Source organism: Knoellia tibetensis (assembly GCF_048606415.1).
GTDB lineage: Bacteria > Actinomycetota > Actinomycetes > Actinomycetales > Dermatophilaceae > Knoellia > Knoellia tibetensis.
The window spans coordinates 181,013-202,270 of the sequence record NZ_JBMBWF010000006.1 but is presented as its reverse complement, the minus strand read 5'-3'; the positions used below and the strand labels follow the sequence as shown (position 1 = coordinate 202,270).

Annotated in this window: 21 protein-coding genes; 10 read left to right on the top strand and 11 right to left on the bottom strand. The window is 72.6% G+C overall.

Going from position 1 to position 21,258, the window contains the following annotated elements:
• Nucleotides 1-25 precede the first annotated feature (25 nt).
• Both ACOJV7_RS17615 and ACOJV7_RS17610 read left to right on the top strand, forming a co-directional pair.
• Complete coding sequence (locus ACOJV7_RS17615) at nucleotides 26-1,171, top strand: glycosyltransferase family 4 protein (protein WP_420191540.1); 1,146 nt, start codon at nucleotides 26-28, stop codon at nucleotides 1,169-1,171.
• Complete coding sequence (locus ACOJV7_RS17610) at nucleotides 1,168-1,854, top strand: NUDIX hydrolase (protein ID WP_420191539.1); 687 nt, start codon at nucleotides 1,168-1,170, stop codon at nucleotides 1,852-1,854. The genes ACOJV7_RS17615 and ACOJV7_RS17610 overlap by 4 nt, the downstream gene beginning before the upstream one ends.
• A 61-nt stretch (nucleotides 1,855-1,915) precedes the next feature.
• On the opposite strand, the gene ACOJV7_RS17605 is transcribed toward ACOJV7_RS17610, so the two are convergent.
• A complete protein-coding gene (locus ACOJV7_RS17605; RefSeq protein WP_420191538.1) occupies nucleotides 1,916-2,353 on the bottom strand; it encodes a hypothetical protein in 438 nt (145 codons plus the stop codon).
• Between the two features lie 3 nt (nucleotides 2,354-2,356).
• On the bottom strand, nucleotides 2,357-3,871 hold the full coding sequence (locus ACOJV7_RS17600) for a PspC domain-containing protein (protein ID WP_420191537.1): 1,515 nt from the start codon (nucleotides 3,869-3,871) through the stop codon (nucleotides 2,357-2,359).
• A gap of 126 nt (nucleotides 3,872-3,997) precedes the next feature.
• Here ACOJV7_RS17600 and ACOJV7_RS17595 point away from each other — a divergent pair, with 126 nt between their 5' ends.
• From ACOJV7_RS17595 to ACOJV7_RS17585, 3 genes are all read left to right on the top strand, one after another.
• On the top strand, nucleotides 3,998-5,248 hold the full coding sequence (locus ACOJV7_RS17595) for an ATP-binding protein (protein WP_420191536.1): 1,251 nt from the start codon (nucleotides 3,998-4,000) through the stop codon (nucleotides 5,246-5,248).
• Nucleotides 5,248-5,955, top strand: a complete 708-nt coding sequence (locus ACOJV7_RS17590; protein WP_420191535.1) for a LuxR C-terminal-related transcriptional regulator — start codon at nucleotides 5,248-5,250, stop codon at nucleotides 5,953-5,955. Before ACOJV7_RS17595 ends, ACOJV7_RS17590 begins: the two co-directional genes overlap by 1 nt.
• A 148-nt stretch (nucleotides 5,956-6,103) precedes the next feature.
• Nucleotides 6,104-6,445 carry a hypothetical protein gene (locus ACOJV7_RS17585; protein ID WP_420191534.1) on the top strand — a complete coding sequence of 114 codons (342 nt, stop codon included), beginning with the start codon at nucleotides 6,104-6,106 and terminating at the stop codon, nucleotides 6,443-6,445.
• Nucleotides 6,446-6,475: 30 nt separating this feature from the next.
• Here the strand turns inward: ACOJV7_RS17585 and ACOJV7_RS17580 are convergent, their stop codons facing one another.
• Genes ACOJV7_RS17580 through ligD form a run of 7 tightly spaced genes read right to left on the bottom strand, consistent with a single transcriptional unit; the run spans nucleotide 6,476 to nucleotide 12,476 of the window.
• Complete coding sequence (locus ACOJV7_RS17580) at nucleotides 6,476-7,477, bottom strand: quinone oxidoreductase family protein (protein ID WP_420191533.1); 1,002 nt, start codon at nucleotides 7,475-7,477, stop codon at nucleotides 6,476-6,478.
• A 22-nt stretch (nucleotides 7,478-7,499) separates the two neighbouring features.
• Nucleotides 7,500-8,549 (bottom strand): sulfate/molybdate ABC transporter ATP-binding protein, encoded by a 1,050-nt coding sequence (locus ACOJV7_RS17575; protein WP_420191532.1) that lies wholly within the window; start codon nucleotides 8,547-8,549, stop codon nucleotides 7,500-7,502.
• Nucleotides 8,546-9,337: an ABC transporter permease gene (locus tag ACOJV7_RS17570; RefSeq protein WP_420191531.1), complete on the bottom strand. Its 792-nt coding sequence runs from the start codon at nucleotides 9,335-9,337 to the stop codon at nucleotides 8,546-8,548. Before ACOJV7_RS17570 ends, ACOJV7_RS17575 begins: the two co-directional genes overlap by 4 nt.
• Before the next feature lie 11 nt (nucleotides 9,338-9,348).
• A complete protein-coding gene (gene modA, locus ACOJV7_RS17565; RefSeq protein ID WP_420191530.1) occupies nucleotides 9,349-10,167 on the bottom strand; it encodes a molybdate ABC transporter substrate-binding protein in 819 nt (272 codons plus the stop codon).
• Entirely contained in the window at nucleotides 10,164-10,556 is a 393-nt protein-coding gene (locus tag ACOJV7_RS17560; RefSeq protein ID WP_420191529.1) for a TOBE domain-containing protein, read from the bottom strand. Before ACOJV7_RS17560 ends, modA begins: the two co-directional genes overlap by 4 nt.
• Before the next feature lie 56 nt (nucleotides 10,557-10,612).
• Nucleotides 10,613-11,473 (bottom strand): uracil-DNA glycosylase, encoded by an 861-nt coding sequence (locus ACOJV7_RS17555; protein WP_420191528.1) that lies wholly within the window; start codon nucleotides 11,471-11,473, stop codon nucleotides 10,613-10,615.
• Nucleotides 11,474-11,486: 13 nt separating this feature from the next.
• On the bottom strand, nucleotides 11,487-12,476 hold the full coding sequence (gene ligD, locus ACOJV7_RS17550) for a non-homologous end-joining DNA ligase (RefSeq protein WP_420191527.1): 990 nt from the start codon (nucleotides 12,474-12,476) through the stop codon (nucleotides 11,487-11,489).
• Between the two features lie 133 nt (nucleotides 12,477-12,609).
• Between ligD and ACOJV7_RS17545 the strand changes: the two genes are divergently transcribed.
• Together ACOJV7_RS17545 and pcrA are read left to right on the top strand one after the other, a co-directional pair.
• Nucleotides 12,610-13,443, top strand: a complete 834-nt coding sequence (locus ACOJV7_RS17545; RefSeq protein WP_420191526.1) for a phytanoyl-CoA dioxygenase family protein — start codon at nucleotides 12,610-12,612, stop codon at nucleotides 13,441-13,443.
• Nucleotides 13,444-13,579: 136 nt separating this feature from the next.
• The gene (gene pcrA, locus ACOJV7_RS17540) at nucleotides 13,580-16,057 is read left to right on the top strand and encodes a DNA helicase PcrA (RefSeq protein WP_420191525.1); all 2,478 of its coding nucleotides are present in this window, start codon (nucleotides 13,580-13,582) and stop codon (nucleotides 16,055-16,057) included.
• A gap of 125 nt (nucleotides 16,058-16,182) precedes the next feature.
• On the opposite strand, the gene ACOJV7_RS17535 is transcribed toward pcrA, so the two are convergent.
• Together ACOJV7_RS17535 and ACOJV7_RS17530 are read right to left on the bottom strand one after the other, a co-directional pair.
• On the bottom strand, nucleotides 16,183-16,881 hold the full coding sequence (locus tag ACOJV7_RS17535; protein ID WP_420191524.1) for a M23 family metallopeptidase: 699 nt from the start codon (nucleotides 16,879-16,881) through the stop codon (nucleotides 16,183-16,185).
• A 246-nt stretch (nucleotides 16,882-17,127) separates the two neighbouring features.
• Entirely contained in the window at nucleotides 17,128-18,126 is a 999-nt protein-coding gene (locus tag ACOJV7_RS17530; RefSeq protein WP_420191523.1) for an esterase/lipase family protein, read from the bottom strand.
• 170 nt (nucleotides 18,127-18,296) lie between these two features.
• Between ACOJV7_RS17530 and sucC the strand changes: the two genes are divergently transcribed.
• The 3 genes from sucC (at nucleotide 18,297) to ACOJV7_RS17515 (ending at nucleotide 21,189) form a co-directional block, all read left to right on the top strand.
• A complete protein-coding gene (gene sucC / locus ACOJV7_RS17525) occupies nucleotides 18,297-19,472 on the top strand; it encodes an ADP-forming succinate--CoA ligase subunit beta (protein ID WP_420191522.1) in 1,176 nt (391 codons plus the stop codon).
• Nucleotides 19,473-19,511: 39 nt separating this feature from the next.
• Complete coding sequence (gene sucD, locus ACOJV7_RS17520; protein WP_420191521.1) at nucleotides 19,512-20,411, top strand: succinate--CoA ligase subunit alpha; 900 nt, start codon at nucleotides 19,512-19,514, stop codon at nucleotides 20,409-20,411.
• 79 nt (nucleotides 20,412-20,490) lie between these two features.
• Nucleotides 20,491-21,189: a hypothetical protein gene (locus ACOJV7_RS17515; protein ID WP_420191520.1), complete on the top strand. Its 699-nt coding sequence runs from the start codon at nucleotides 20,491-20,493 to the stop codon at nucleotides 21,187-21,189.
• Nucleotides 21,190-21,258 lie beyond the last annotated feature (69 nt).

The following is a 21,258-nucleotide window of genomic DNA, read 5'->3' as shown; positions in this document are numbered from 1 at the left end:
CTGACGCATGGCAGGCTGGTCGCTCGTGAGGATCGCCCTTTTGTCGGACTGCTACCTGCCGCGCCTCGGCGGAATCGAGGTCCAGGTGCACGACCTCGTGCACCGGCTCGCCGCGGCCGGGCACGAGGTCGACGTCGTCACCGCTACCGCGGGTGAGACCCGGCAGCACTCGACGACCTCCACGGGGGCCGTCACGGTCCACCGCCTCCCGCTGCCCGTCCCCGGGGCGCCGCCGGTCAACCCGTTCGTCAAGGACGAGGTCCGCGCCCTCCTCGACGAGGGACGCTTCGACGTCGCGCACGCCCACATGGGCGTCGTGAGCCCGTTCGCCACCGACATGGTCGGCGTCGCGCTCGCGGCGGGCCTGCCGACGGCGACGACGTGGCACTGCGTCATCGACCGCAGCGCGCCGGTCTTCCGGCTGCTCGGCCACGCGCGACGCTGGCACGAGTCGGGGGTGGCGCTGTCGGCCGTCTCGGGAATGGCCGCCGAGCGGGTCGGCGACGTCGCCGGCACCACGGACGTGCGCGTCGTCGGCAACGGCATCGACGTCGACCACTGGCGACCGCCGCAGGACCTCGGCAGGCCGCGCCCCGACGACGGCGTCGTGCGTGTCGTCAGTGCCCTGCGCTTCGTCCGGCGCAAACGACCGGGTGCCCTCGTCGAGGTGCTCCGCAGCGCCCGCGAGCGGCTCGACACCCTGGCGCCGGGCGTCCGGCTCGAGGCGCACCTCGTCGGCGAGGGACCCCAGCGGCGCCTCGTGCGCGCCGTGCTCGACCGTCATGGCCTCGACTGGGTGCACACCCCGGGCCGCCTCGGCCGTGACGCGCTGCGCGACCTGCACTGGCGCAGCGACGCCTACCTCACCACGGCCCGGCTCGAGGCCTTCGGCATCGCCGCCCTCGAGGCGCGCACCGCGGGTCTCGCGGTCGTGGCCCGGCAGGGCACGGGCGTCGACGACTTCGTGCAGGACGGGCGCGACGGCATACTCCGCTCGTCCGACGAGGGGCTCGCGACCGCCCTCGCAGAGCTCGCTGCCCACCCCGAGGAGCTGGCGCGGCTGCGCGCCCACAACCTCGCGACGCCGCCTGCACAGTCGTGGGAGCGCGTCGTGGACGCGACGCTCGACGAGTACGCCCGGGCGCGCACCCTCCATGAGGCGGCGCGGTGATCGCCGTCGTCGCCCTGCACGGGGGAGACGAAGTGGTCCGCTTCGAGCTCGGCCACGGCGCGGACCCGGCGACGGAGCTCGCCGCGCTCGGCTGGACCGGCTCACCGCTGTCCGCCGACCGCAGCGCGGTCGACGACCTCGAGATCCGGTATGCCGTGAAGCGCTTCCGTGGCGACCTGTCCGCATTGCCGGGGCCGAGCGTGCCGCGCGACGACGGTCTCACCGAGGTCGACGTCGCGAACGCCGTTCCCTACCAACGCATCGCGGCGTATGCCGTCGTGCGCAGCATCCGTGGCGTGCTCCTCACCGAGCTGTCCGAGCGGACCAACGCGGCCGGGCTGTGGAACCTCCCCGGCGGCGGGCTCGACCCCGGGGAGGAGCCGGTCGACGCCGTCGTCCGCGAGGTCCACGAGGAGACCGGTCAGCGGGTCACCGACGTGCGGCTCGTCACCGTGCTCACGCGGCACTGGGTCGGTCGGGCGCCGAGCGGGAGGGTCGAGGACTTCCACGCGGTGCGGCTCTTCCACACCGCGACCTGCCACGAGCCGACCGACCCCGTCGTGCTCGACGTGGGTGGGTCGACCTCCGCAGCCAGGTGGGTGACGAGGACCGAGCTCGCGAGCCTGCCGCTCGCGAGCTCGGTCCCCGATGCACTCGCCGTCGCCGGCGTGCCCGCCCAGTGACCTCTCCGCCTTCCGCGGCGTCGGCACTGAACGGACGTCACCTGGGTGCCTGCGTCGATCCTCAGCCCCTGTACCGCTGACCACGCAGACCCGCCAGCCCGAGGACGACGAGCAGGACTCCGGCGCCCACCACGGCGACGGGTCCGACGACACCCCAGGGGATGTCGAGATCGGTGGCCTGCGCGACGAGCACCGCGATGACGGTGAGCAGGCCGAGGAGGCCGACGACGGAGGTCGTCGGGGCCGGACCCGACTTGAACTCGGGCGTGGCCCGGTGGGCGTCGTAGGGCGACCAGCTCGTGGTCGCGCCCGTGGCGCCGGACGCCTCGGTGGTGCGGGGCGCCTCGGTGGCGCCGGAGGCCTCGGCGGTCCGGGGCGCCTCGGTGGTGCTGGACGTCTCGCTGGTGCCGGGGTCCTCGGTGGTGCCGGGCTCCTCGCGCGAGCCGGACTCGTCGAGAAGGGTCTCGATGCGGGTCGTGTCGTCGTGCTGCTGGCTCATCGGTCAGCCCTCCTGGATGGTGATCTGGCCGACGGTGATGTCGGCGCGGATGATGACGTCGGGGGCCCCGGTGCCGAGGTCGAGGCTCAGCGTCTCGCTCGGTCCGTCGTTGCGCCCGTCGTCGCGGTTGGAGAAGCCCTCGGGCAGGTTGCCGACGACACGGACCTCGCCGAACTCGGCGTTGGCCCGGATCTGGGCGTTGGCGCCGGCGGGGACGAGGATCGTCATCTCACCCGCGCCCTGCTCGATGTCGAGGTCCTGCGGCGCGACCGCGGGGTCGGGGACGGGCACCGAGCCACCGGACGGCGTGGGCCGGGCCGCGAGCGAGGCGAAGAGCGGGCGCAGGTCGATCGTCGTGCGGCCGACGCTGTGGTCGAACTCCTGCGGGGTGGTCGACGCCGACGGGGTCCAGGTCCGGAGGCCGCGGTCGCCCTCCCACGAGCTCTCGACGATGCCGGCCGTGCCGACGCCGAGGCCGAGGATGGCGACGAGCGTGGCCGAGAGGAGGCTGCGGCGTCCCGTGAGGCCGATGATCATCGTCGCGAGCGAGGCCGCGCCGAGGGCGAGGACGCCACCGAAGAGCTCCCGCGACCCGGGGAAGCCGACCGGGCCGTCGAGCATGAGCCCGGCGCCGTAGCCCACGACCGCGAGGCCGAGGACGAGGGCGAACCCGGCGAAGCCGGCGGTGCGGCGACGCGGACGCGGCGGGGGCGGGGGTGCGAGCGGCACGTGGGCACGCGGCGGCACCGGGGGTGCCGGCGGCGGCTGCCACGAGCCGGTCGGCGGCACGTGACCGCCGGGCGTCGCGGGACCGAACGGGCCGGCGGGAGCGCCCGGACCCATCGGACCGGCCGGGCCGGTCGTCGGAGCCGTCGGGGCGCCGGCCGTGGCCGTCGCGCCCGCTGCGAGCGGGACGCCAGCCACGGGAGCGGTCGTGCCGGGGGCGGTGGTGCCGACCGGAGCGTTCGCCCAGGCGGGAGCGGGAGGTGCGCTCGCGGCATACGTCGTCGTGGTGCGGTCGGGGCTCGCGGCACCGCGCGCGGACTGCCACGACGCGTTGCGCTTGCCCTGCTCGTGGCGCCAGAAGAGCCAGCCGACGATCGCGAGCGGGATCACGCCCCAGCCGATGAGGATGCCGTTGTCGCCGAAGACGATCGCGGCGATGACGAGGACGGCGATGACCGAGAGGACGATCGCGCCGCTCGCGTCGGCGCCGTTCTGGCGGTCGAGCGCGTCGCGGGCCATGATGCGGCCGCTCTCGTCCGGCAGGAGCAGCCAGGCGACGAGGTAGGCCACGATGCCGAACCCGCCGAAGAGCGTGAGGGCGATGAAGGCCGCGCGGATGAGGACCGGGTCGACGTCCACCCGGCGGGCGATGCCGGAGCACACACCGGCGAACCACTGGCGGGAGCGGTCGCGGCGGAGCCCGGTGGAGAGGATGTCGTCCCAGAACCTGCTGCCCTGCGGGCGCTCCTGGGAGGCGGCGCCGGTCTGCGCCTGGTGCGGTGTCTGCGTCATGTCCTCAAGAGTGCTCGACCACGACGACCCCTGCCATGAGGGTCGACCCTGACGACTCCCTGAGGGGACCCCCACGACACCCCTGCGGGGGTCACCAGCACGGCGATCGTGCGTCAGGATGGACTCGTGCCCACCCCCTACGAGCGCGTCACGACGCCGGCGGACCTCCCCACCCCGGGACGCCCGCCGCTGACCCGACCCCTCGACGGGCGCTGGGTGGGCGGGGTGTGCGTGGGCATCGCCGAGCACCTCGACGTCAGCCGCCGGGCCGTCCACATCGTCTTCGTCGTGCTGGCCCTCCTCGGGCCGGGCCTGCCGATCTACCTCTTCCTCTGGGCGGTCACCCCGTCGAGCGACACCGTCGGCGGCCAGCGCGAGCCCGGTGCCCTGCGCGCCGTGAGCGGTCTCGGCGAGTCGCGCTGGGGGCTGTTCGTCGCCGGCGGCGCGCTGCTCGTCCTCATCGGGGCCGTCGTGGGCCTCCAGCTCTCGGGCGTCGACGTGCGCGCCGGGGTGCTCCTGCCGCTCATCCTCATCGCCGTCGGCGTCACCGTCGCGTGGTCGCACCTCGACGACGCCGAGCGCACCAAGTGGCTCGGCACGCAGCAGCAGGACCGCGGCATGCTCTGGCTGCGCCTCGGTCTCGGCATCGTCGTCGCCGTCATCGGCATCCTCGTCCTCACCATCCGCGGCGGGTCGCTCGCCGAGATGGGCGACGCCCTGCTCGCCACGGTCGCCGTCCTCGTCGGCTGCGCGCTCATCGCCGCGCCGTGGGTCGTCCGGCTCTGGCGCGACTACCGGGAGGAGCAGGAGGTCGCCGCTCGCGCGAACGAGCGCGCCGACATCGCCGCCCACCTCCACGACTCGGTCCTCCAGACCCTCGCTCTCATCCAGCGTCGCTCTCACGACCCGGCCTCGGTGACGCAGCTCGCCCGCGCCCAGGAGCGCGAGCTGCGCTCGTGGCTGTATGCCGGCCCCGCCGGTTCCGACGAGACCCTCGCCTCGACCGTGACCGCCGCCGCCCACGACGTCGAGGACCACAGCGGCGTCGTCATCGACCTCGTCGTCACCGGCGACCGGCCCCTCGAGGAGCACGGGACAGCCCTGGCCCGGGCGATGCGCGAGGCCATGCTCAACGCGACGCGGCACGGCAAGCCGCCGGTGACGGCATACGTCGAGATCGGCCCGACCGGGGTCGAGGCGTTCGTGCGCGACCGGGGGGACGGCTTCGAGATGGACGACATCCCCGAGGACCGGCTCGGCGTGCGGGCCTCGATCCTCGGCAGGATGGAACGACACGGCGGCACCGCCCGGCTCCGCCGCCGTGAGGACGGGACCGAGGTGGAGCTCACGCTGCCGCCTCTCGAAGGAGACGAGTGATGTCCACCCAGCCCAAGCCGCAGGGAACCGCGGCCCCCGTGCGCGTCGTCCTCGTCGACGACCACCGGATGTTCCGCACCGGCGTGCGCAGCGAGCTCGCCGAGGAGGCGGGCGCGGCCATCGAGATCGTCGGTGAGGCGCCGGACGTCGAGTCGGCGGTCAAGGTCGTGCGCGAGACACAGCCCGACGTCGTCCTCCTCGACGTCCACCTGCCCGGCGGCACGGGCAAGGGCGGGGCGGACGTCATCAACGGCTGCTTCGGCGTCGAGTCGCTCGCCGGTGCGCCGGTCCGCTTCCTCGCCCTGTCGGTCTCGGACGCCGCCGAGGACGTCATCGCCGTCATCCGTGCGGGCGCCCGCGGCTACGTCACGAAGACGATCACCGCCCGCGACCTCGGGACCGCGGTGCGGCGGGTCGCCGACGGCGACGCGGTCTTCTCGCCGCGGCTCGCCGGGTTCGTCCTCGACGCGTTCGGCGCGGCCGCCGGCGAGATCGCCGAGGTCGACGAGGAGCTCGACCGGCTCTCCGCGCGCGAGCGCGAGGTGATGCGGCTCATCGCCCGCGGCTACCAGTACAAGGAGGTGGCCAAGGAGCTCTTCATCTCGGTGAAGACGGTCGAGACCCACGTCTCGTCGGTGCTCCGCAAGCTCCAGCTCTCGTCGCGCCACGAGCTCACGGCGTGGGCCATGGGGCGGCGTCTCGTCTGACCGAGGGGCCCGGCAGGCTCTGCGCCGGTCGCGCGAGCGGCGCTCAGATGGGTGACCGGCGCACGTGTGGGGGCGCCGTTGGTCAGGTTCTGCGCCGTTGGCGTGACCGGGGCACGGATGCCGCGACCTCGGTGTTTAACCTCGAGCCATGGATGCCCTCAAGATCGTTGTGCTCGTGCTCCACCTCCTCGGCCTGCTCGCCATCGTCGGCAGCGTGGTCGTGAGGCGGGGCGTTCCGACGCCGGCCCTGGTCTGGGGCGCGCGGGCGCAGATCCTCACCGGTCTGGTCCTCGTCGGCATCAACGAGGCCGGCGACGGCGAGGTCAACCACACGAAGATCGCCGTCAAGCTGCTCGTCGCCCTCGGAGTCGCGGCGTGCGCGGAGATCGCCGCAGGTCGCGAGCGCCGCGGTCAGGGCAACCCCAACCTCGTCCACGCCGCGGGCGCGCTCGCGATCGTCAACACACTCGTCGCCGTCCTCTGGAACTGACGACACCTGCCACGGGGCCGGTCCCGCCCCTCAGGGGACGAGGACGAGCTTGCCCTGCGTGCGGCGTCCCTCGAGGTCGTCGTATGCCGTCCGGGCGTCCTCGAGCGGGTAGCGCCCACCGATCGTCACCTTCACGTCGCCGGACTCGATCCACTCGAAGAGCTCGGTCGTGCGAGCCCGCAGCTCGTCCGGGGTCGCGATGTAGGCGCCGAGGCTCGGGCGGGTGACGAAGAGCGAGCCCATCGCGTTGAGCCGCTGGAGGTCGAACGGCGGGACCTGCCCGCTCGCGCCGCCGTAGAGAACCATGAGCCCGCGCGGCTTGAGCGAGGCGAGCGAGGCCTCGAAGGTGTCCTTGCCGACGCCGTCGTAGGCGACGTCGACACCGACACCGTCGGTGAGGTCGCGCACGGCGGCGGCGAGGTCGTCGACCTGGCTGTAGTCGAGAAGCTCGTCGGCGCCCCGCTCCCTGGCGGTCTGCAGCTTCTCGGGCGAGCCGGCGGTCGCGATCACCCGCCCGCCACGCAGCTTGACCATCTGCGTGAGGAGCTGGCCCACGCCACCGGCCGCCGCATGGACGAGGGCCACGGTGCCCTGCTGCACGGCATACGTGCTCGTCGAGAGGTAGTGCGCGGTGAGGCCCTGGAGCATCGCGGCGGCCGCGGTCTCGAGCTCGACGCCCTGCGGGACGTGGACGAGGTTCCTGGTGTCGACCGGGGCGTAGGCCTGCGAGGAGCCGAGGCCCTGCCCCCACGCGACGCGGTCACCGACGACGAAGTCGGTCACGCCCTCGCCGACGGCGACGACCTCCCCGGCGCCCTCGCTGCCGGAGACGAACGGCGTGGGGATCGGGTAGACACCCTCGCGCTGGTAGGTGTCGATGAAGTTGACGCCCGCGGCGGCCACGCGCACGAGGACCTGTGCGGGACCCGGCTCGGGCAGCGGCTGGTCGCGGACCTCGAGCACGTCGGAGCCGCCGTTGCGGGGCACGACGAGGGCCGGGGCGGTCTCGGGCAGCGCGGAACCTGAGGTCATCACCTCAGGCTAGCCATGGCGATCATGCCGGGTGCAAGTGGACCTCGGTCGCCTTGACCGAGAGGACGACGGCGGTGCCGCGGCGCAGGTCGAGGTCGGCGACCGCGGGCGGCGTGATGTCGGCGCTGAGCAGGTCGGTGCGCACCCGCACGAGCTGTCCGTGCGGTTCGAGGTCGGTGACCGTCGCGTCGAGGCTGTTCCGAGGGCTGCCGTGCGGCGGCTCGAGGTGGACGCTCACGGCCGACGGCGAGACGACCGCCGACGCCGGGTCTCCGTCGACGAGCGGCGTCTCGGCGATGCCGTGGAGGACGCGACCGTCGGTCATCCGGAGGTCCCCGCCGCTGGCGACGCCGCGCACGAGGTTGAGCCCGGCGAACCGCGCCCCGAAGTCGCTCGTCGGCCGGCTCAGCACCCGCCCGGTCTCGCCCTCCTCGACGACCCGGCCCTCGTGCATGACGGCCACCCGGTCGGCGAGCAGGGCGGCGTCGAGGACGTCGTGGGTGACGAGGACCGTCGTGCGGTCGTGCGTCACGCGGCGGAGCAGGTCGCGCACGTCGGGCGCGGACTCGACGTCGAGCGCCGCGAGCGGCTCGTCGACGAGGAGGACGTCGGGCTCGGTGGCCAGCGCCCGGGCGATCGCGACCCGCTGCGCCTGGCCTCCCGACAGCTCGCGTGGCCTGCGTCGTTCGGATGCCGTCATCCCCACCTCCGCGAGCCAGTGCGCCGCGCGCTCGCGGGCCGCGGCCCGCCCCTCGCCGGAGGCGGTCGGGCCGAAGGCGACGTTGTCGAGGGCGCTGAGGTGGGGGAAGAGACGGGCGTCCTGGGCGAGGAGCGCGATGCCGCGACGGTGGGGCGGGACCCACGTGTGCGCCTCTGCGTCGGACAGGGTGCGGTCGCCGAGCCGCACCGTGCCGGAGTCGGGGGCGACGAGCCCGGCGATGGCGGCCAGGACGGTGGACTTGCCGGCGCCGTTGGGCCCGAGCAGGGCCAGCGTCTCGCCGGCGCCCACGGTGACGTCGACGTCGACACCCCTGGCGTCCACGCCGACCCGCAGGTGCAGGGGGAGGGTCACGACACGACTCCGACGGGGTCGCGCCGGGCGCGGGTGAGGCCGATGACGAGCACCGCGACGGCGACGAGGACGAGGCTGAGCGCGACCGCGGCTCGCGGGTCGCTCTCGCGCTGGAGGTAGATCTCGAGCGGCAGTGTGCGGGTCGTTCCCTGGAGGCTGCCGGCGAAGGTGATCGTCGCGCCGAACTCGCCGAGGCATCGGGCGAAGGCGAGGATCGTGCCGGAGAGGAGGCCGGGGAGGGCGAGCGGCAGCGTCACCCGGCGGAAGGCCGTCGTCGGCCCGGCGCCGAGCGTCGCCGCGACCTCCTCGAACCGCGTACCCGCCGTCCGCAGCGCCCCCTCGAGGCTGAGCACGAGGAACGGCATCGCGACGAAGGTCTGGGCGATGACGACGGCGGTCGTCGAGAAGGCGACCTGGAGCCCGGCGACCTCGAGGGTCGACCCGAGGAGGCCGCGCCGCCCGAAGGCCTGGAGCAGGGCGATGCCGCCGACGACGGGCGGGATGACGAGGGGGACGAGGACGACCGCGCGGAGCAGGGTCGCTGCCGTCCCGGAGGTCCGGGCGAGGACGACGGCGAGGGGGATCCCGAGGAGGAGGCAGAGGACGGTGGACACCGCCGCCGTGCGCAGGCTGAGGAGGAGGGCGTCGGTCGAGGCGTCGCTCGTGACAAGGGAGCCGAAGCTGCCCCAGTCGACGCTCAGCGCCATCGCGACCACCGGCAGCCCGACGAAGAGCGTGCCGAGCGCGGCTGGCACGAGCAGCCAGCGCGGAAGGGCCAGCCGGGTCACGGTGCCCGTCCTCACGGCGCCCGGAAGCCGGCGTCGAGGAGGATCTCCCCGCCCTCGCCGCCGGTGACGAGGGCGACGAACTCGGCCGCGAGGTCGGCGTCGACGGCGTCTCGCAGGGCCGCGATCGGATAGGTGTTGACGACCGCGGACGCCTCGGGGACGTCGATGCCGACGACCTCGGCGCCGGCGGAGGCCACGTCGGTGACGTAGACGAGCCCGGCGTCGGCCTCGCCGGACCGGACCTTGCCGAGGACGTCGGTGACCGACTGCTCCTCGCTCACCGGTCGGATGTCGACGGCCGCCGCCTTCTCGAGCGCGGTGCTCGCAGCTCCGCACGGGACGGCCGGCGCACAGAGGACGACCTGGGTGCCGGGCCTCGCGAGGTCGGCGAGCGACTGCACACCGGCCGGGTTGTCGGCCGGCACGACGACCTGGAGGGTGTTCGAGGCGAAGGGCTTCGGGTCGCCCGTGATGAGGCCGTCCTCCACGGCGTCGGCCATCGTCGGCTCGTCCGCGGTGGCGAGGACGTCGCCCGGCGCCCCCTCGGAGAGCTGGGCAACGAGGCCCGACGACCCGCCGAAGCTGAAGCGCACGGTGACACCGGCGTGGGTGTCCTCGAAGAGCCGGCCCATCCGCTCGAAGGGCCGCTGCAGCGACGCCGCCGCGAAGACGGTGAGGTCGCGCGACGTCGTCACCCGTGGGTCGGGACCGCCCAGCGGCTCGAGGGTGCCCGTGCCACTCGAGCACGCGCTGGCCAGGAGCGCCACGGAGGCGGCGACGACCGCGGAGGCCGCGCGGACGGCATACCGGCTTGTCCGCGCGGCGCTCACGGGGTCTCGACGATCACGGACGTCGACTTCACGACGGCGACGGCGACCGAACCCAGCTCGAGCCGCAGCTCCCGGACGGCTTCCGACGACATGAGGGAGACGACGCGGAACGGGCCGCACTGCAGCTCGACCTGTGCCATGACGGTGTCCATCGTGATGTCGGTGACGAGCCCGACGAACCGGTTGCGGGCGCTGCGCCCGACGGTCGACGGGTCGGCGACCGCTCGTGCCTGCTCGCGGGCGAGGAGGGCGACGGCGTGCCCGTCGACGACCTTGCGGCCGGCGTCGTCGGTGTCGGCGTCGAGGGCTCCGCTGTCGACCCAGCGACGGACGGTGTCGTCGCTGACCCCGAGGAACTGGGCGGCTTCGGCAAGACGCATCTGCGGCATGCGTACCACCTTAGCCCCGCATCTGCGGCGTCAGCAGCCCATCAGGGGCACTGGGGTCAGGTACGGAGGCTGATGAGGACCTCGTCGAGCATCGCCGGGGTGAGCCGCCCCGTGTAGGTGTTGTGCGGGCTCACGTGGAAGCACCCGACGAGGCGGACCGGGTGGCCGGTCGGCGTGTGCAGGGTCGTCTCCGCGGCGTGGCCGAAGCGCGGCCGCGGGCGCGGCACCTCCCAGCCCAGCGTCGTCGCGGCGGCGAGCACGCCGCGCCAGCCGATCTCGCCGAGCGTCATGACGACCCGCAGCCGGTCGCCGAGTAGCTCGACGTCCCGGCCCAGCCAGGTCGCACACGTCGCGCGCTCCGCCGGTGTCGGAGCGTTCGCCGGTGGCGCGCACCGCACCGCCGCGACGATCCGTATGCCGTCCAGCTCCAGCCCGTCGCCGGCCGCGACCGAGGTCGGCTGGCTCGCGTAGCCGGTGCGGTGGAGCGCGGCATAGAGGAAGTCGCCCGAGGCGTCGCCGGTGAACATGCGCCCGGTGCGGTTGGTCCCGTTGGCGGCCGGGGCGAGGCCGACGATGAGCGCGTCGGCGTCGGGGTCGCCGAACGACGGCCCCGGCCGGCCCCAGTAGGGCTGGCCCGCGAACGACGCCCGCCGGCCCTCTCGCGCGACGCTCTCGCGCCAGTCGACGAGGCGCGGGCACGCCCGGCACACCGAGACGCGGGCGTCGACGTCGGCGAGCGACACGGCGGACGCCGCGAGCTCCGTGACGTCGGTGGGGGAGTGCGCGACGGGCGTGCCCGCGTCAGCGGGGTCGCGTGGCCAGCCGGTGCCGGGAGGCACGGGCGAGAGGAAGGGCTCGCCCGTCACCGGGTGCGGGTCCGGGCCCACCCGCACGACGCCGTCGTCGGCCGTGCTCATGACCGGCGAACGCTCATGGCGCGGTGTCGTCGTCCTCGGGCTCGGGCGGGGTGTCGGCCCCCTCCTTCTCGTCGCGCTCGGCCCACTCGAGCAGCGGCGCGATGTCGAAGACGGCGTCGTCGATGTCGGCGTGCAGGTCGCCGAGCTCGGCGAACCGCTCCGGGACGGTGGCGATCGTGCAGTCCTGCGGCTCGACGTCGTCGACCTCGTCCCAGCGGATCGGCGTCGAGACGGTGCCGGCCGGGTTGCCGCGGACGGAGTAGGCGCTCGCGATCGTGTGGTCGCGGGCGTTCTGGTTGTAGTCGACGAAGACCGCCTCGGGGTCGCGGTCCTTGCGCCACCACGTCGTCGTCACGTCCTCGGGTGCACGCCGCTCCACCTCGCGTGCGAAGGCGAGGGCCGCGCGGCGGACGTCCTTGAAGCCGTGGTCGGGCCTGATCCGGACGTAGACGTGGAGGCCGTGGCCGCCGCTCGTCTTCGGCCACCCCGTCGCGCCGAGCTCGTCGAGGACCTCGTGCGCGACGTGCGCGACCCTGCGGACCCGCTCGAAGGGGGCATCGGGCATGGGGTCGAGGTCGATGCGCCACTCGTCGGGCTTCTCGGTGTCGGCGCGCCGGCTGTTCCACGGGTGGAACTCGACGGTGCTCATCTGCACGGCCCAGACGACGTGGGCGAGGTCGGTCGGGCACAGCTCGTCGGCGTGCAACCCGTAGCGCGGGAAGTGCAGCCGCACCGTCTCGAGCCACGGGGGAGCGCCGCGTGGGACGCGCTTCTGGTGGACCTTGTCGCCGTCGACCCCGTCGGGGAAGCGGTGGAGCATCGTCGGCCGCTCGCGCAGCGCGTTGACGATGCCGTCACCGACCGAGACGTAGTAGTTCGCGAGGTCGAGCTTGGTCTCGCCTCGCTCGGAGAAGTAGACCCGCTCCGGGCTCGACAGCCGGACCTCGTGGCCCGCCACGTCGAGGATCACCGGTTCGCCGAACTTCCCCTTGCTCGAGGCCATGCACGACACCGTATGCCGTCCGCGCGCCTCCGCGCGGCTTCTTGCCAGCCCCTTCCAGCGGTGCTTCACTGCTGTCGATCATGGGCCGGCCACAGGTGCTCCGGCCCGCTGAACAGGGAAAAGGTGACTGACAATGGTGTCCGTCAGTGGTGTGAACGTCGACGAGTACTGGCAGAAGGGGTTCACGATCGTCCGGGGTGTCTACTCCCCGGCCGAGATCGCGGACTTCCGCAAGAAGGCGCTCGCGGAGCAGGGCAAGCATTCCGGTGACCTGCTCTCGCACCCCACGCTGCGCAGCGTCGTCACCGACGGCCGGCTGCTCGACGTGGCCAAGCAGATCCTCAAGCGCGACGACATCGTCTACTACGGCGACAGCGCGGTCGCCATCCGCGAGGGTGCGCCGGGCTTCCACAAGGACAACGCCGACCGCACCGACCCCAAGGCGCCGGACTGGAAGTCCGACTACACCCAGATCCGGTTCGGGATCTACCTCCAGGACCACCACACCCACAGCGGCGGCCTCAACGTCCGCGAGGGCTCGCACAACCTCGTCAACACGACCGAGGGCAAGGTCCGCCAGCTGCGCACCAAGGTCGGCGACCTCGGCGTGTGGAGCATGCGGACGTCGCACAGTGCGGCCGGCACCATCCTGCGGTGGCCGTTCAACTTCGTGCAGCCGCACTACAGCGAGGTCAAGAAGTACCCGAAGTGGCTCCTCGCCCCCAAGGACGGGCAGCGCATCGCCCTCTTCTCGGCGCTCGGTGCCGACGACGAGCACCTCGACCGCTACCTCGAGTACATGAAGTCCCGGGCCTACGTCCTGCCCATCTGGCGGGCGTCGGTGTGGTCGCCGGAGGCGATCGCCGAGGCCGAGGCGTCCGGGCTGCGGCTGCGCAACGCCCCGGCGGAGATCATCGGCGTCGAGGGCCTCGGCCAGAACGTCGACTACAAGCCCATCCCGTACTGACACGACCATGCAGCGGCGGCCGGGAGCACCTGCCGGCCGCCGCTGCACGTCGGTCCGCCAGGCGGTGATGGTCCAGGCGTGAGTGCCGCGGAGGCGTCGGGCGCTGTGGGCGCGACGACGTAGGGTTGGACCCGAGATGAGCACCCTTTTCGACGGCATGGACTTCGGTTCACCCGACTCCGCCAAGGCCCCGCAGACCGACCCCGCCACGCACGACAGCGCCCACGCCGCGCTCGTCAACGCGGCCGGCGTCCCGTCGTGGGCGGTCGCCGAGGGGGCGGGTGGCGAACCTGCCGCCGCCCCAGCGTGGGGCGGTCGCACCACCGACCCCGACGAGCTCCTCGAAGGGCTCAACGAGGAGCAGCGCGAGGCAGTCCTGCACGCCGGGAGCCCGCTCCTCATCATCGCCGGCGCCGGCTCGGGCAAGACCCGCGTGCTCACCCACCGCATCGCCCACCTGCTCGCCGCGCGCGGCGTCCAGCCCGGGCAGGTCCTCGCGATCACCTTCACCAACAAGGCCGCCGCCGAGATGCGCGAGCGCGTCGCCGACCTCGTCGGCCCCCGCGCCAAGGCCATGTGGGTCATGACCTTCCACAGCGCGTGCGTGCGCATCCTGCGCCGCGAGGCCGACAAGGTCGGCATGAGGTCGACGTTCTCGATCTACGACGCCGCCGACAGCCAGCGGCTCATGTCGATGGTCATCCGCGACATGGACCTCGACCCCAAGCGCTACAACCCGCGCACCTTCAGCCACCAGGTCTCCAACCTCAAGAACGAGCTCATCGACGAGGAGACGTATGCCCTCCGCGTGGGCGGGGAACCCAGCGCCGAGAACCCGGGTGGCACCCACACCGAGCGGCTCCTCGCCGAGGCCTACACGGCATACCAACGTCGTCTGCGGCAGGCGAACGCGCTCGACTTCGACGACATCATCATGCTCACGGTCCACATGTTCCAGGCGTTCCCCGACGTGGCCGAGCACTACCGGCGCCGGTTCCGGCACGTCATGGTCGACGAGTACCAGGACACCAACCACGCGCAGTACCAGCTGATCCGCGAGCTCGTCGGGCACGAGAGCAAGCGGAACGAGCACTCGGTCGAGCCGAGCGAGCTCGTGGTCGTCGGTGACGCCGACCAGTCGATCTATGCCTTCCGTGGCGCGACGATCCGCAACATCGTCGAGTTCGAGGAGGACTACCCGGACGCCCGGACGATCCTGCTCGAGCGCAACTACCGCTCGACGCAGACGATCCTCACCGCCGCCAACGCGGTGATCTCTCGCAACGAGTCGCGCCGCAAGAAGAACCTCTGGACCGACTCCGGCGCCGGCGCACAGATCATCGGCTACGTCGGCGACAACGAGCACGACGAGGCGTCGTTCGTCGCGCGGAGCATCGACAAGCTCGGCGACGACCACGGCACCAAGCCCGGCGACGTCGCGGTGTTCTACCGGACCAACGCGCAGTCGCGTGCCCTCGAGGAGGTCTTCGTCCGGGTCGGCCTGCCCTACAAGGTCGTCGGCGGCACCCGGTTCTACGAGCGGCGCGAGGTCAAGGACGCGTTGGCCTACCTGCGGGTGCTGTCGAACCCGTCCGACACGGTCAACCTCCGCCGCATCCTCAACGTGCCCAAGCGCGGCATCGGCGACCGGGCCGAGGCCGTCGTCGCCGCCCTGGCGGAGCGCGAGCGCATCTCCTTCGTCGAGGCGCTCGGTCGCCCCGAGGACGCGCCCGGCATCGCCACCCGCTCGGTGACGTCGATCAAGGCGTTCACCGCGCTGCTCGAGGAGCTCGGCAAGGTCCGCGACGACGACGAGGCAGGGGTCGCCGACCTGCTCGAGGCCATCGTCGAGAAGTCGGGCTACCTCGCCGAGCTCCGCGCCAGCCACGACCCGCAGGACGAGACCCGCATCGAGAACCTCGCCGAGCTCGTCGCCGTCGCGCGCGAGTTCGACGAGGCCCGCGCCGAGACGGGCGAGGTCAACAGCCTCGAGGACTTCCTCGAGCGCGTCTCGCTCGTCGCCGACGCCGACGAGATCCCCGACTCCGCCGAGGCCGAGGAGCAGGGCGTCGTCACCCTCATGACGCTCCACACGGCCAAGGGCCTCGAGTTCCCGGTCGTCTTCCTCACCGGCATGGAGGACGGCACCTTCCCGCACCTGCGCTCGCTCGGCGACCCCAAGGAGCTCGAGGAGGAGCGGCGCCTCGCCTACGTCGGCATCACCCGGGCCCGCGAGCGGCTCCACCTCTCCCGCGCGGCCGTGCGCTCGGCGTGGGGTGCGCCGCAGTACAACCCGCCCAGCAGGTTCCTGGACGAGATCCCCGGCGACCTCCTCAGCTGGGAGCGTGAGCTGAGCGGCGCCGCCGCCATCGGGAACCGCGGCCAGCGGCCCGCCGTCGCCTCGCTCGCGGCCAGGCCGGGCGTGCGCTCGCCGGGCAACCGCCCGATCATCCCGCTCTCGCCGGGCGACAAGGTCACCCACGACACCTTCGGCATGGGCAGCGTCGTCCGCACGATGGGCGAGGGCGACAAGACGCAGGCCGAGGTCGACTTCGGCGGCGACACGGGCGTCAAGCGCTTCCTGCTGCGCTTCGCCCCGCTCGAGAAGCTCTGACGCCGCGCCGGCGGGCGCCCGGCCGCCCCGGGTGAGCCGCGCCCGCCCACCTGGGCGGACGGCATACACGACAGGGCGGCACCCTCATCGGGTGCCGCCCTGTGCGACGTGGAGTGAGCCTCAGCTCATTGGAGGCCCTTGTCGGCCAGCCACGGTGCGGGGTTGACCGCGCCGCCGCCGTCCGGGTGGATCTCGAGGTGCAGGTGCGGGCCCGTGGAGCGACCGGTGTTGCCGGTGCGGCCGACCATGTCACCCGGCATGACCGACTCGCCGACCTGGGCCGAGAAGCTGTCCATGTGGGCGTAGTAGGACTCGGTGCCGTCCCAGTACTTGATGCGGACGAGCTTGCCCATGTTGCCGTGGTAGCCGACGAAGGTGACGGTGCCCTTGGACATCGCACGGAGCGGCGTGCCGACGGAGGTGCCGAAGTCGTTGCCCCAGTGCATGCGCCCCCAGCGCATGCCGTAGCCCGACGTGAAGGTGGCGCCCTCGATGGGCATGACCCACCGCTTGCCCTCGCGCTCGGCCTTCGCGGCGGCGGCGGCCGCGGCGGCAGCCTTGGCCTTGGCGACGGCGGCGACGCGGGCGTTGTTGCGGGCGACCCGCTGCTGCTCGGTGACACGGCCCTGCAGGGCCGCGCTCTGGAGGGCGACCTGCTGACGGCGGGAGGAGAGGTCGGCCTGGTCGGCGACCTCGGTCGCGGCCTGGTCACGGGCCGTCTGCGCCTGGGCTGCGGTCAGGTCGAGGGTCAGCGGTGCCGACTCGGCAACGGATGCCCCGGTCGCCGTGACGACCAACGCAGCGGCAGCGGCGCTGGGCAACACGAAGCCCGGGTGCAGGGCGCGGGGGACTCGGCTGGTCGCAGGTTTGCGATGCCGACCCCGGTGGCGCCCCTCGTAGGGGGTACTCAAGGCAGGGAAACCTCACGTGCAGGGGACACGGGAGCGACCACCGTACCGTGACCTGACCGTTATCCAAACCCGGGTGTGGGAATCAGCGACCGGGGGAGCGCGCGCGGCCACTGTTTCCGCCGCTCTCACCACGATGTTTGCCTCGCGATGTGACGCGCGTCACTTTCCGGACGACGCCGTATGCCGTCCGCTCACCCCGCGCGCGAACCGGCGCGCGTCGCCGCCGGACCGTTCCCGTGGCGCGAGCGGAGTGACGCCCGGCGTCACCGTCGCGCCGTCGTGGTCCAGCTCGGCGAGCGCGGTCGAGATGCCGTGGACGACGTCGCCCACGACGGCGAGCGAGATGTGCCCGACGCCGTGGAGGCGGATGTTGCGCACCGACAGGTCGGGGTGGCGCAGCGCGCCGCTGCCCTGCGGGACGATGACGAGGTCGCTGTCGGACCAGTAGCAGATGAACCGGGTCGAGCAGCCGGTCGCGGGCTCGTCGAGCTCGCGCAGGAGACCGCTGCCGGGGCGCATCTGGGCGGTGAGGCGCGTCGGTGAGGCGTACGCGGCATACGTGCCCTGGTGGGGCGTGCCGAGGGTGACGAGCGTGTGGACGCGCTCGTCGCCACCGAGGCGGGTGACGTAGTAGCGGGCGATGAGGCCACCGAGGCTGTGGCCCACGACGTGGATCTTCTCGTAGCCGGTCTCGGCGACGATCGCCTCGATCTCCTCGCCGAGCTGCGCGGCCGCGGTGCGGACGTCGGCGGTGAACGGCGAGTAGTTCATGGCGTAGACCGAGCCGAAGCCGCGGCGGGTGAGGCCGCGGCGGAGCAGGGTGAAGATCGAGCGGTTGTCGATGATGCCGTGGACGAGCAGGATCGGCGTCCCCGCCGCCTCGACGTTGGAGATGAGCAGGCCGCGCTGCACGGGGGCCAGGTGCTCGATGCGGTAGCCGCGCCCGCCGTCGGCCTTCGCCTGGAAGATCCCGAGCGGGTAGGTCGCCAGGTGGGTCGTCATCCACGCCGTCTCGATGGCCATCCCGACCATGGCGCGCGGGGTGAGGAGCGGCCCCAGTCCGCGGGCGGCGGCCGTGGCCGATCCGAGGGCGCGGCGGGCGCGAGCCATCGTCGACGCCCGCTGGGCCGCGGGGTGCATCCACATCGAGGCATCCATGGTGCGGTCACCGTATCTCCCGCCATGGGGCCTTCGGGGTGTCGTGCGAATCACCGTTGCCGACGTGTCCGGATCGAGACCCGCGGGCGTTCGGCCCCTCGCGGCGGCGCTAGAGTCGGCCCGAACGGACCAGTGGTCACCCAATGACACGTGAGGACGGGAACGAATCCGTGGACCTTTTCGAGTACCAAGCACGCGATGTGTTCGAGAAGCACGGTGTACCCGTGCTGGCCGGTGCAGTCGCCACCACCGTCGAGGAGGCCCGAGCGGCCGCCGAGACGATCGGGCAGAAGAGCGGAGGCGTCACCGTCGTCAAGGCGCAGGTCAAGACCGGCGGTCGCGGCAAGGCCGGCGGCGTCAAGGTCGCGAAGTCGGCTGACGAGGCCGGGCAGCTCGCCGGCGAGATCCTCGGCATGGACATCAAGGGCCACACGGTCCACCAGGTGATGATCGCCCAGGGCGCCCAGATCGCCGAGGAGTACTACTTCTCCGTGCTGCTCGACCGCACGAACCGCACCTACCTCGCGATGTGCAGCAAGGAGGGTGGCATGGACATCGAGCAGCTCGCCGTCGAGCGTCCCGAGGCCCTCGCGCGCATCGCCGTCGACCCCAACGTCGGCATCGACACCGCCAAGGCGCAGGAGATCGTCGACGCCGCCGGCTTCGACGCCGAGACCGCCGCCGCGATCGTGCCCGTCCTCGAGAAGCTCTGGACCGTCTACCGCGACGAGGACGCGACGCTCGTCGAGGTCAACCCGCTCGTCAAGACCAACGACGGCGACATCGTCGCCCTCGACGGCAAGGTGACGATCGACGAGAACGCCGAGTTCCGCCAGCCCGAGCACGAGGCGCTCGAGGACAAGGCCGCGGCCGACCCGCTCGAGGCCAAGGCCAAGGCCAAGGGCCTCAACTACGTCAAGCTCGACGGCCAGGTCGGCATCATCGGCAACGGCGCCGGGCTCGTCATGAGCACCCTCGACGTCGTCGCCTACGCCGGTGAGGAGCACGGCGTGAAGCCCGCGAACTTCCTCGACATCGGTGGCGGCGCCAACGCGCAGGTCATGGCCGACGGCCTCGACGTCATCCTCGGCGACGAGCAGGTCCGCTCCGTCTTCGTCAACGTCTTCGGTGGCATCACCGCGTGCGACGAGGTCGCCAACGGCATCAAGGGTGCGCTCGAGATCCTCGGCGACTCCGCGACGAAGCCCCTCGTCGTCCGCCTCGACGGCAACAACGTCGAGCAGGGCCGGGCGATCCTCGACGAGCTGAACCACCCGCTCGTCACCCAGGTCGACACGATGGACGGCGCCGCGGCCAAGGCCGCCGAGCTGGCCGCCGCCAACTGACCCGCCGACGGTCGACGAACTTCAAGGAAGCGCACACACATGTCTATCTACCTCAACGCTGACAGCAAGATCATCGTCCAGGGCATGACCGGCGGGATGGGCTCGAAGCACACCGCCCTCATGCTCGACGCCGGGTCCAACATCGTGGGCGGCGTCAACGCCCGCAAGGCCGGGACGACGGCCGAGATCGGCGGCAAGGAGCTGCCCGTCTTCGGCTCGGTCAAGGAGGCCATGGAGGCCACCGGCGCCAACGTCTCGGTCGCCTTCGTCCCGCCGCCCTTCGCCAAGGACGCCGCCATCGAGGCGATCGACGCCGAGATCCCGCTGCTCGTCGTCATCACCGAGGGCATCCCGGTCAAGGACACCGCCGAGTTCTTCAACTACTCGATCGGCAAGAAGACCCGGATCATCGGCCCGAACTGCCCCGGCATCATCACGCCGGAGGAGTCGCTCGCGGGTATCACGCCGCACACCATCGCGGGCAAGGGCCCGGTCGGGCTCGTCTCGAAGTCGGGCACGCTGACCTACCAGATGATGTACGAGCTGCGTGACTACGGCTTCTCGACGGCCATCGGCATCGGCGGCGACCCCATCGTGGGCACCACGCACATCGACGCCCTCGAGGCGTTCGAGGCGGACCCGGAGACCAAGGCCATCGTCATGATCGGTGAGATCGGCGGCGACGCCGAGGAGCGCGCGGCCGACTACATCAAGGCGCACGTGACCAAGCCGGTCGTCGGCTACGTCGCCGGCTTCACCGCCCCCGAGGGCAAGACGATGGGCCACGCCGGCGCCATCGTCTCCGGTTCGTCGGGCACGGCGCAGGCCAAGAAGGAGGCCCTCGAGGCCGCCGGCGTCAAGGTCGGCAAGACGCCCTCCGAGACGGCCGAGCTCATGCACGAGATCCTCAAGGGAATGGGGCTCGAGCCGCGTTCCTGACGCGTCCACGCACCGCGAGCGGGCGGCATACCGAGAAGGCTGCGGTATGCCGCCCGCTCGCGTTCGTCACAATGGTGCGGTGAGCGGTGATGGTGTGACGGGAGAGCGGCTCGAGGTCGCTGTGCGGGCGAGCGCGGCCTGGTATGCCGACGTCTTCGAGGTGCACGGAATCCCCAACGGATCCGAGGACGGGTTGTGGAGCGCCGCCGCCGAACCGCCGCGGTGGCACTCGGCCGCCAAGACGCTGCGACCCGGCGTGCCGGCCGAGCGGGTCGTGGCTGCAGTGCAGCGGTTCCGGGAGTGCTCGGTGGCGGACTCGTACGGCGACCTCGACCTGGGGTCTCACGGCTTCAGGCGGCTCTTCAGTGCGTCCTGGGTCCACCGTGACCCTCGTGAGGGTGGGGCCACCTGGCCAGAGAGCTGGTCGGTCGTCGGGGACGCGGCTGACCTCGCCAGGTGGAACGCGCTCCACGACACGCAGGACGTGCTGCTGCCCGCCCTGCTGACCCACCCGCGGTTCACCTTCCTCGTGCGGCACGACGGCGACGAGATGGTGGCGGGGGCCGTCCTGCGCGACGTGGGCGAGGCGGTCGAGCTGTCGAACACGTGGGCGACGTCGGACGGGGCGGACGAGGTCACCTCCCTCGTCGCCTGCGCCGCTGTGCTGCACCCCGGCCTGCCGATCGTCGGCTACGACCGCGGCGAGGCGCTGGCCCGGCTCGTCGACGCGGGGTTCGCCGAGGTGGGCCCGCAGGTGGTGTGGGTGCGCGAGCCCTGAGCCTCGGATTCGCCCCGGCTCGGCGTGTGCGGCCGGGTCGCGGACGCGTCGCGGGGGAGACTGGGCCCC

Excerpts from the sequence above, each read along its gene's own strand:
- ACOJV7_RS17605 (WP_420191538.1), bottom strand. The coding sequence starts at position 2,353 with ATGAGCCAGCAGCACGACGACACGACCCGCATCGAGACCCTTCTCGAC.
- ACOJV7_RS17600 (WP_420191537.1), bottom strand. The coding sequence starts at position 3,871 with ATGACGCAGACACCGCACCAGGCGCAGACCGGCGCCGCCTCCCAGGAG.
- ACOJV7_RS17590 (WP_420191535.1), top strand. The coding sequence starts at position 5,248 with ATGTCCACCCAGCCCAAGCCGCAGGGAACCGCGGCCCCCGTGCGCGTC.
- ACOJV7_RS17585 (WP_420191534.1), top strand. The coding sequence starts at position 6,104 with ATGGATGCCCTCAAGATCGTTGTGCTCGTGCTCCACCTCCTCGGCCTG.
- ACOJV7_RS17580 (WP_420191533.1), bottom strand. The coding sequence starts at position 7,477 with ATGACCTCAGGTTCCGCGCTGCCCGAGACCGCCCCGGCCCTCGTCGTG.
- ACOJV7_RS17560 (WP_420191529.1), bottom strand. The coding sequence starts at position 10,556 with ATGCCGCAGATGCGTCTTGCCGAAGCCGCCCAGTTCCTCGGGGTCAGC.
- ACOJV7_RS17555 (WP_420191528.1), bottom strand. The coding sequence starts at position 11,473 with ATGAGCACGGCCGACGACGGCGTCGTGCGGGTGGGCCCGGACCCGCAC.
- ligD (WP_420191527.1), bottom strand. The coding sequence starts at position 12,476 with ATGGCCTCGAGCAAGGGGAAGTTCGGCGAACCGGTGATCCTCGACGTG.
- ACOJV7_RS17545 (WP_420191526.1), top strand. The coding sequence starts at position 12,610 with ATGGTGTCCGTCAGTGGTGTGAACGTCGACGAGTACTGGCAGAAGGGG.
- pcrA (WP_420191525.1), top strand. The coding sequence starts at position 13,580 with ATGAGCACCCTTTTCGACGGCATGGACTTCGGTTCACCCGACTCCGCC.
- ACOJV7_RS17530 (WP_420191523.1), bottom strand. The coding sequence starts at position 18,126 with ATGGATGCCTCGATGTGGATGCACCCCGCGGCCCAGCGGGCGTCGACG.
- sucD (WP_420191521.1), top strand. The coding sequence starts at position 19,512 with ATGTCTATCTACCTCAACGCTGACAGCAAGATCATCGTCCAGGGCATG.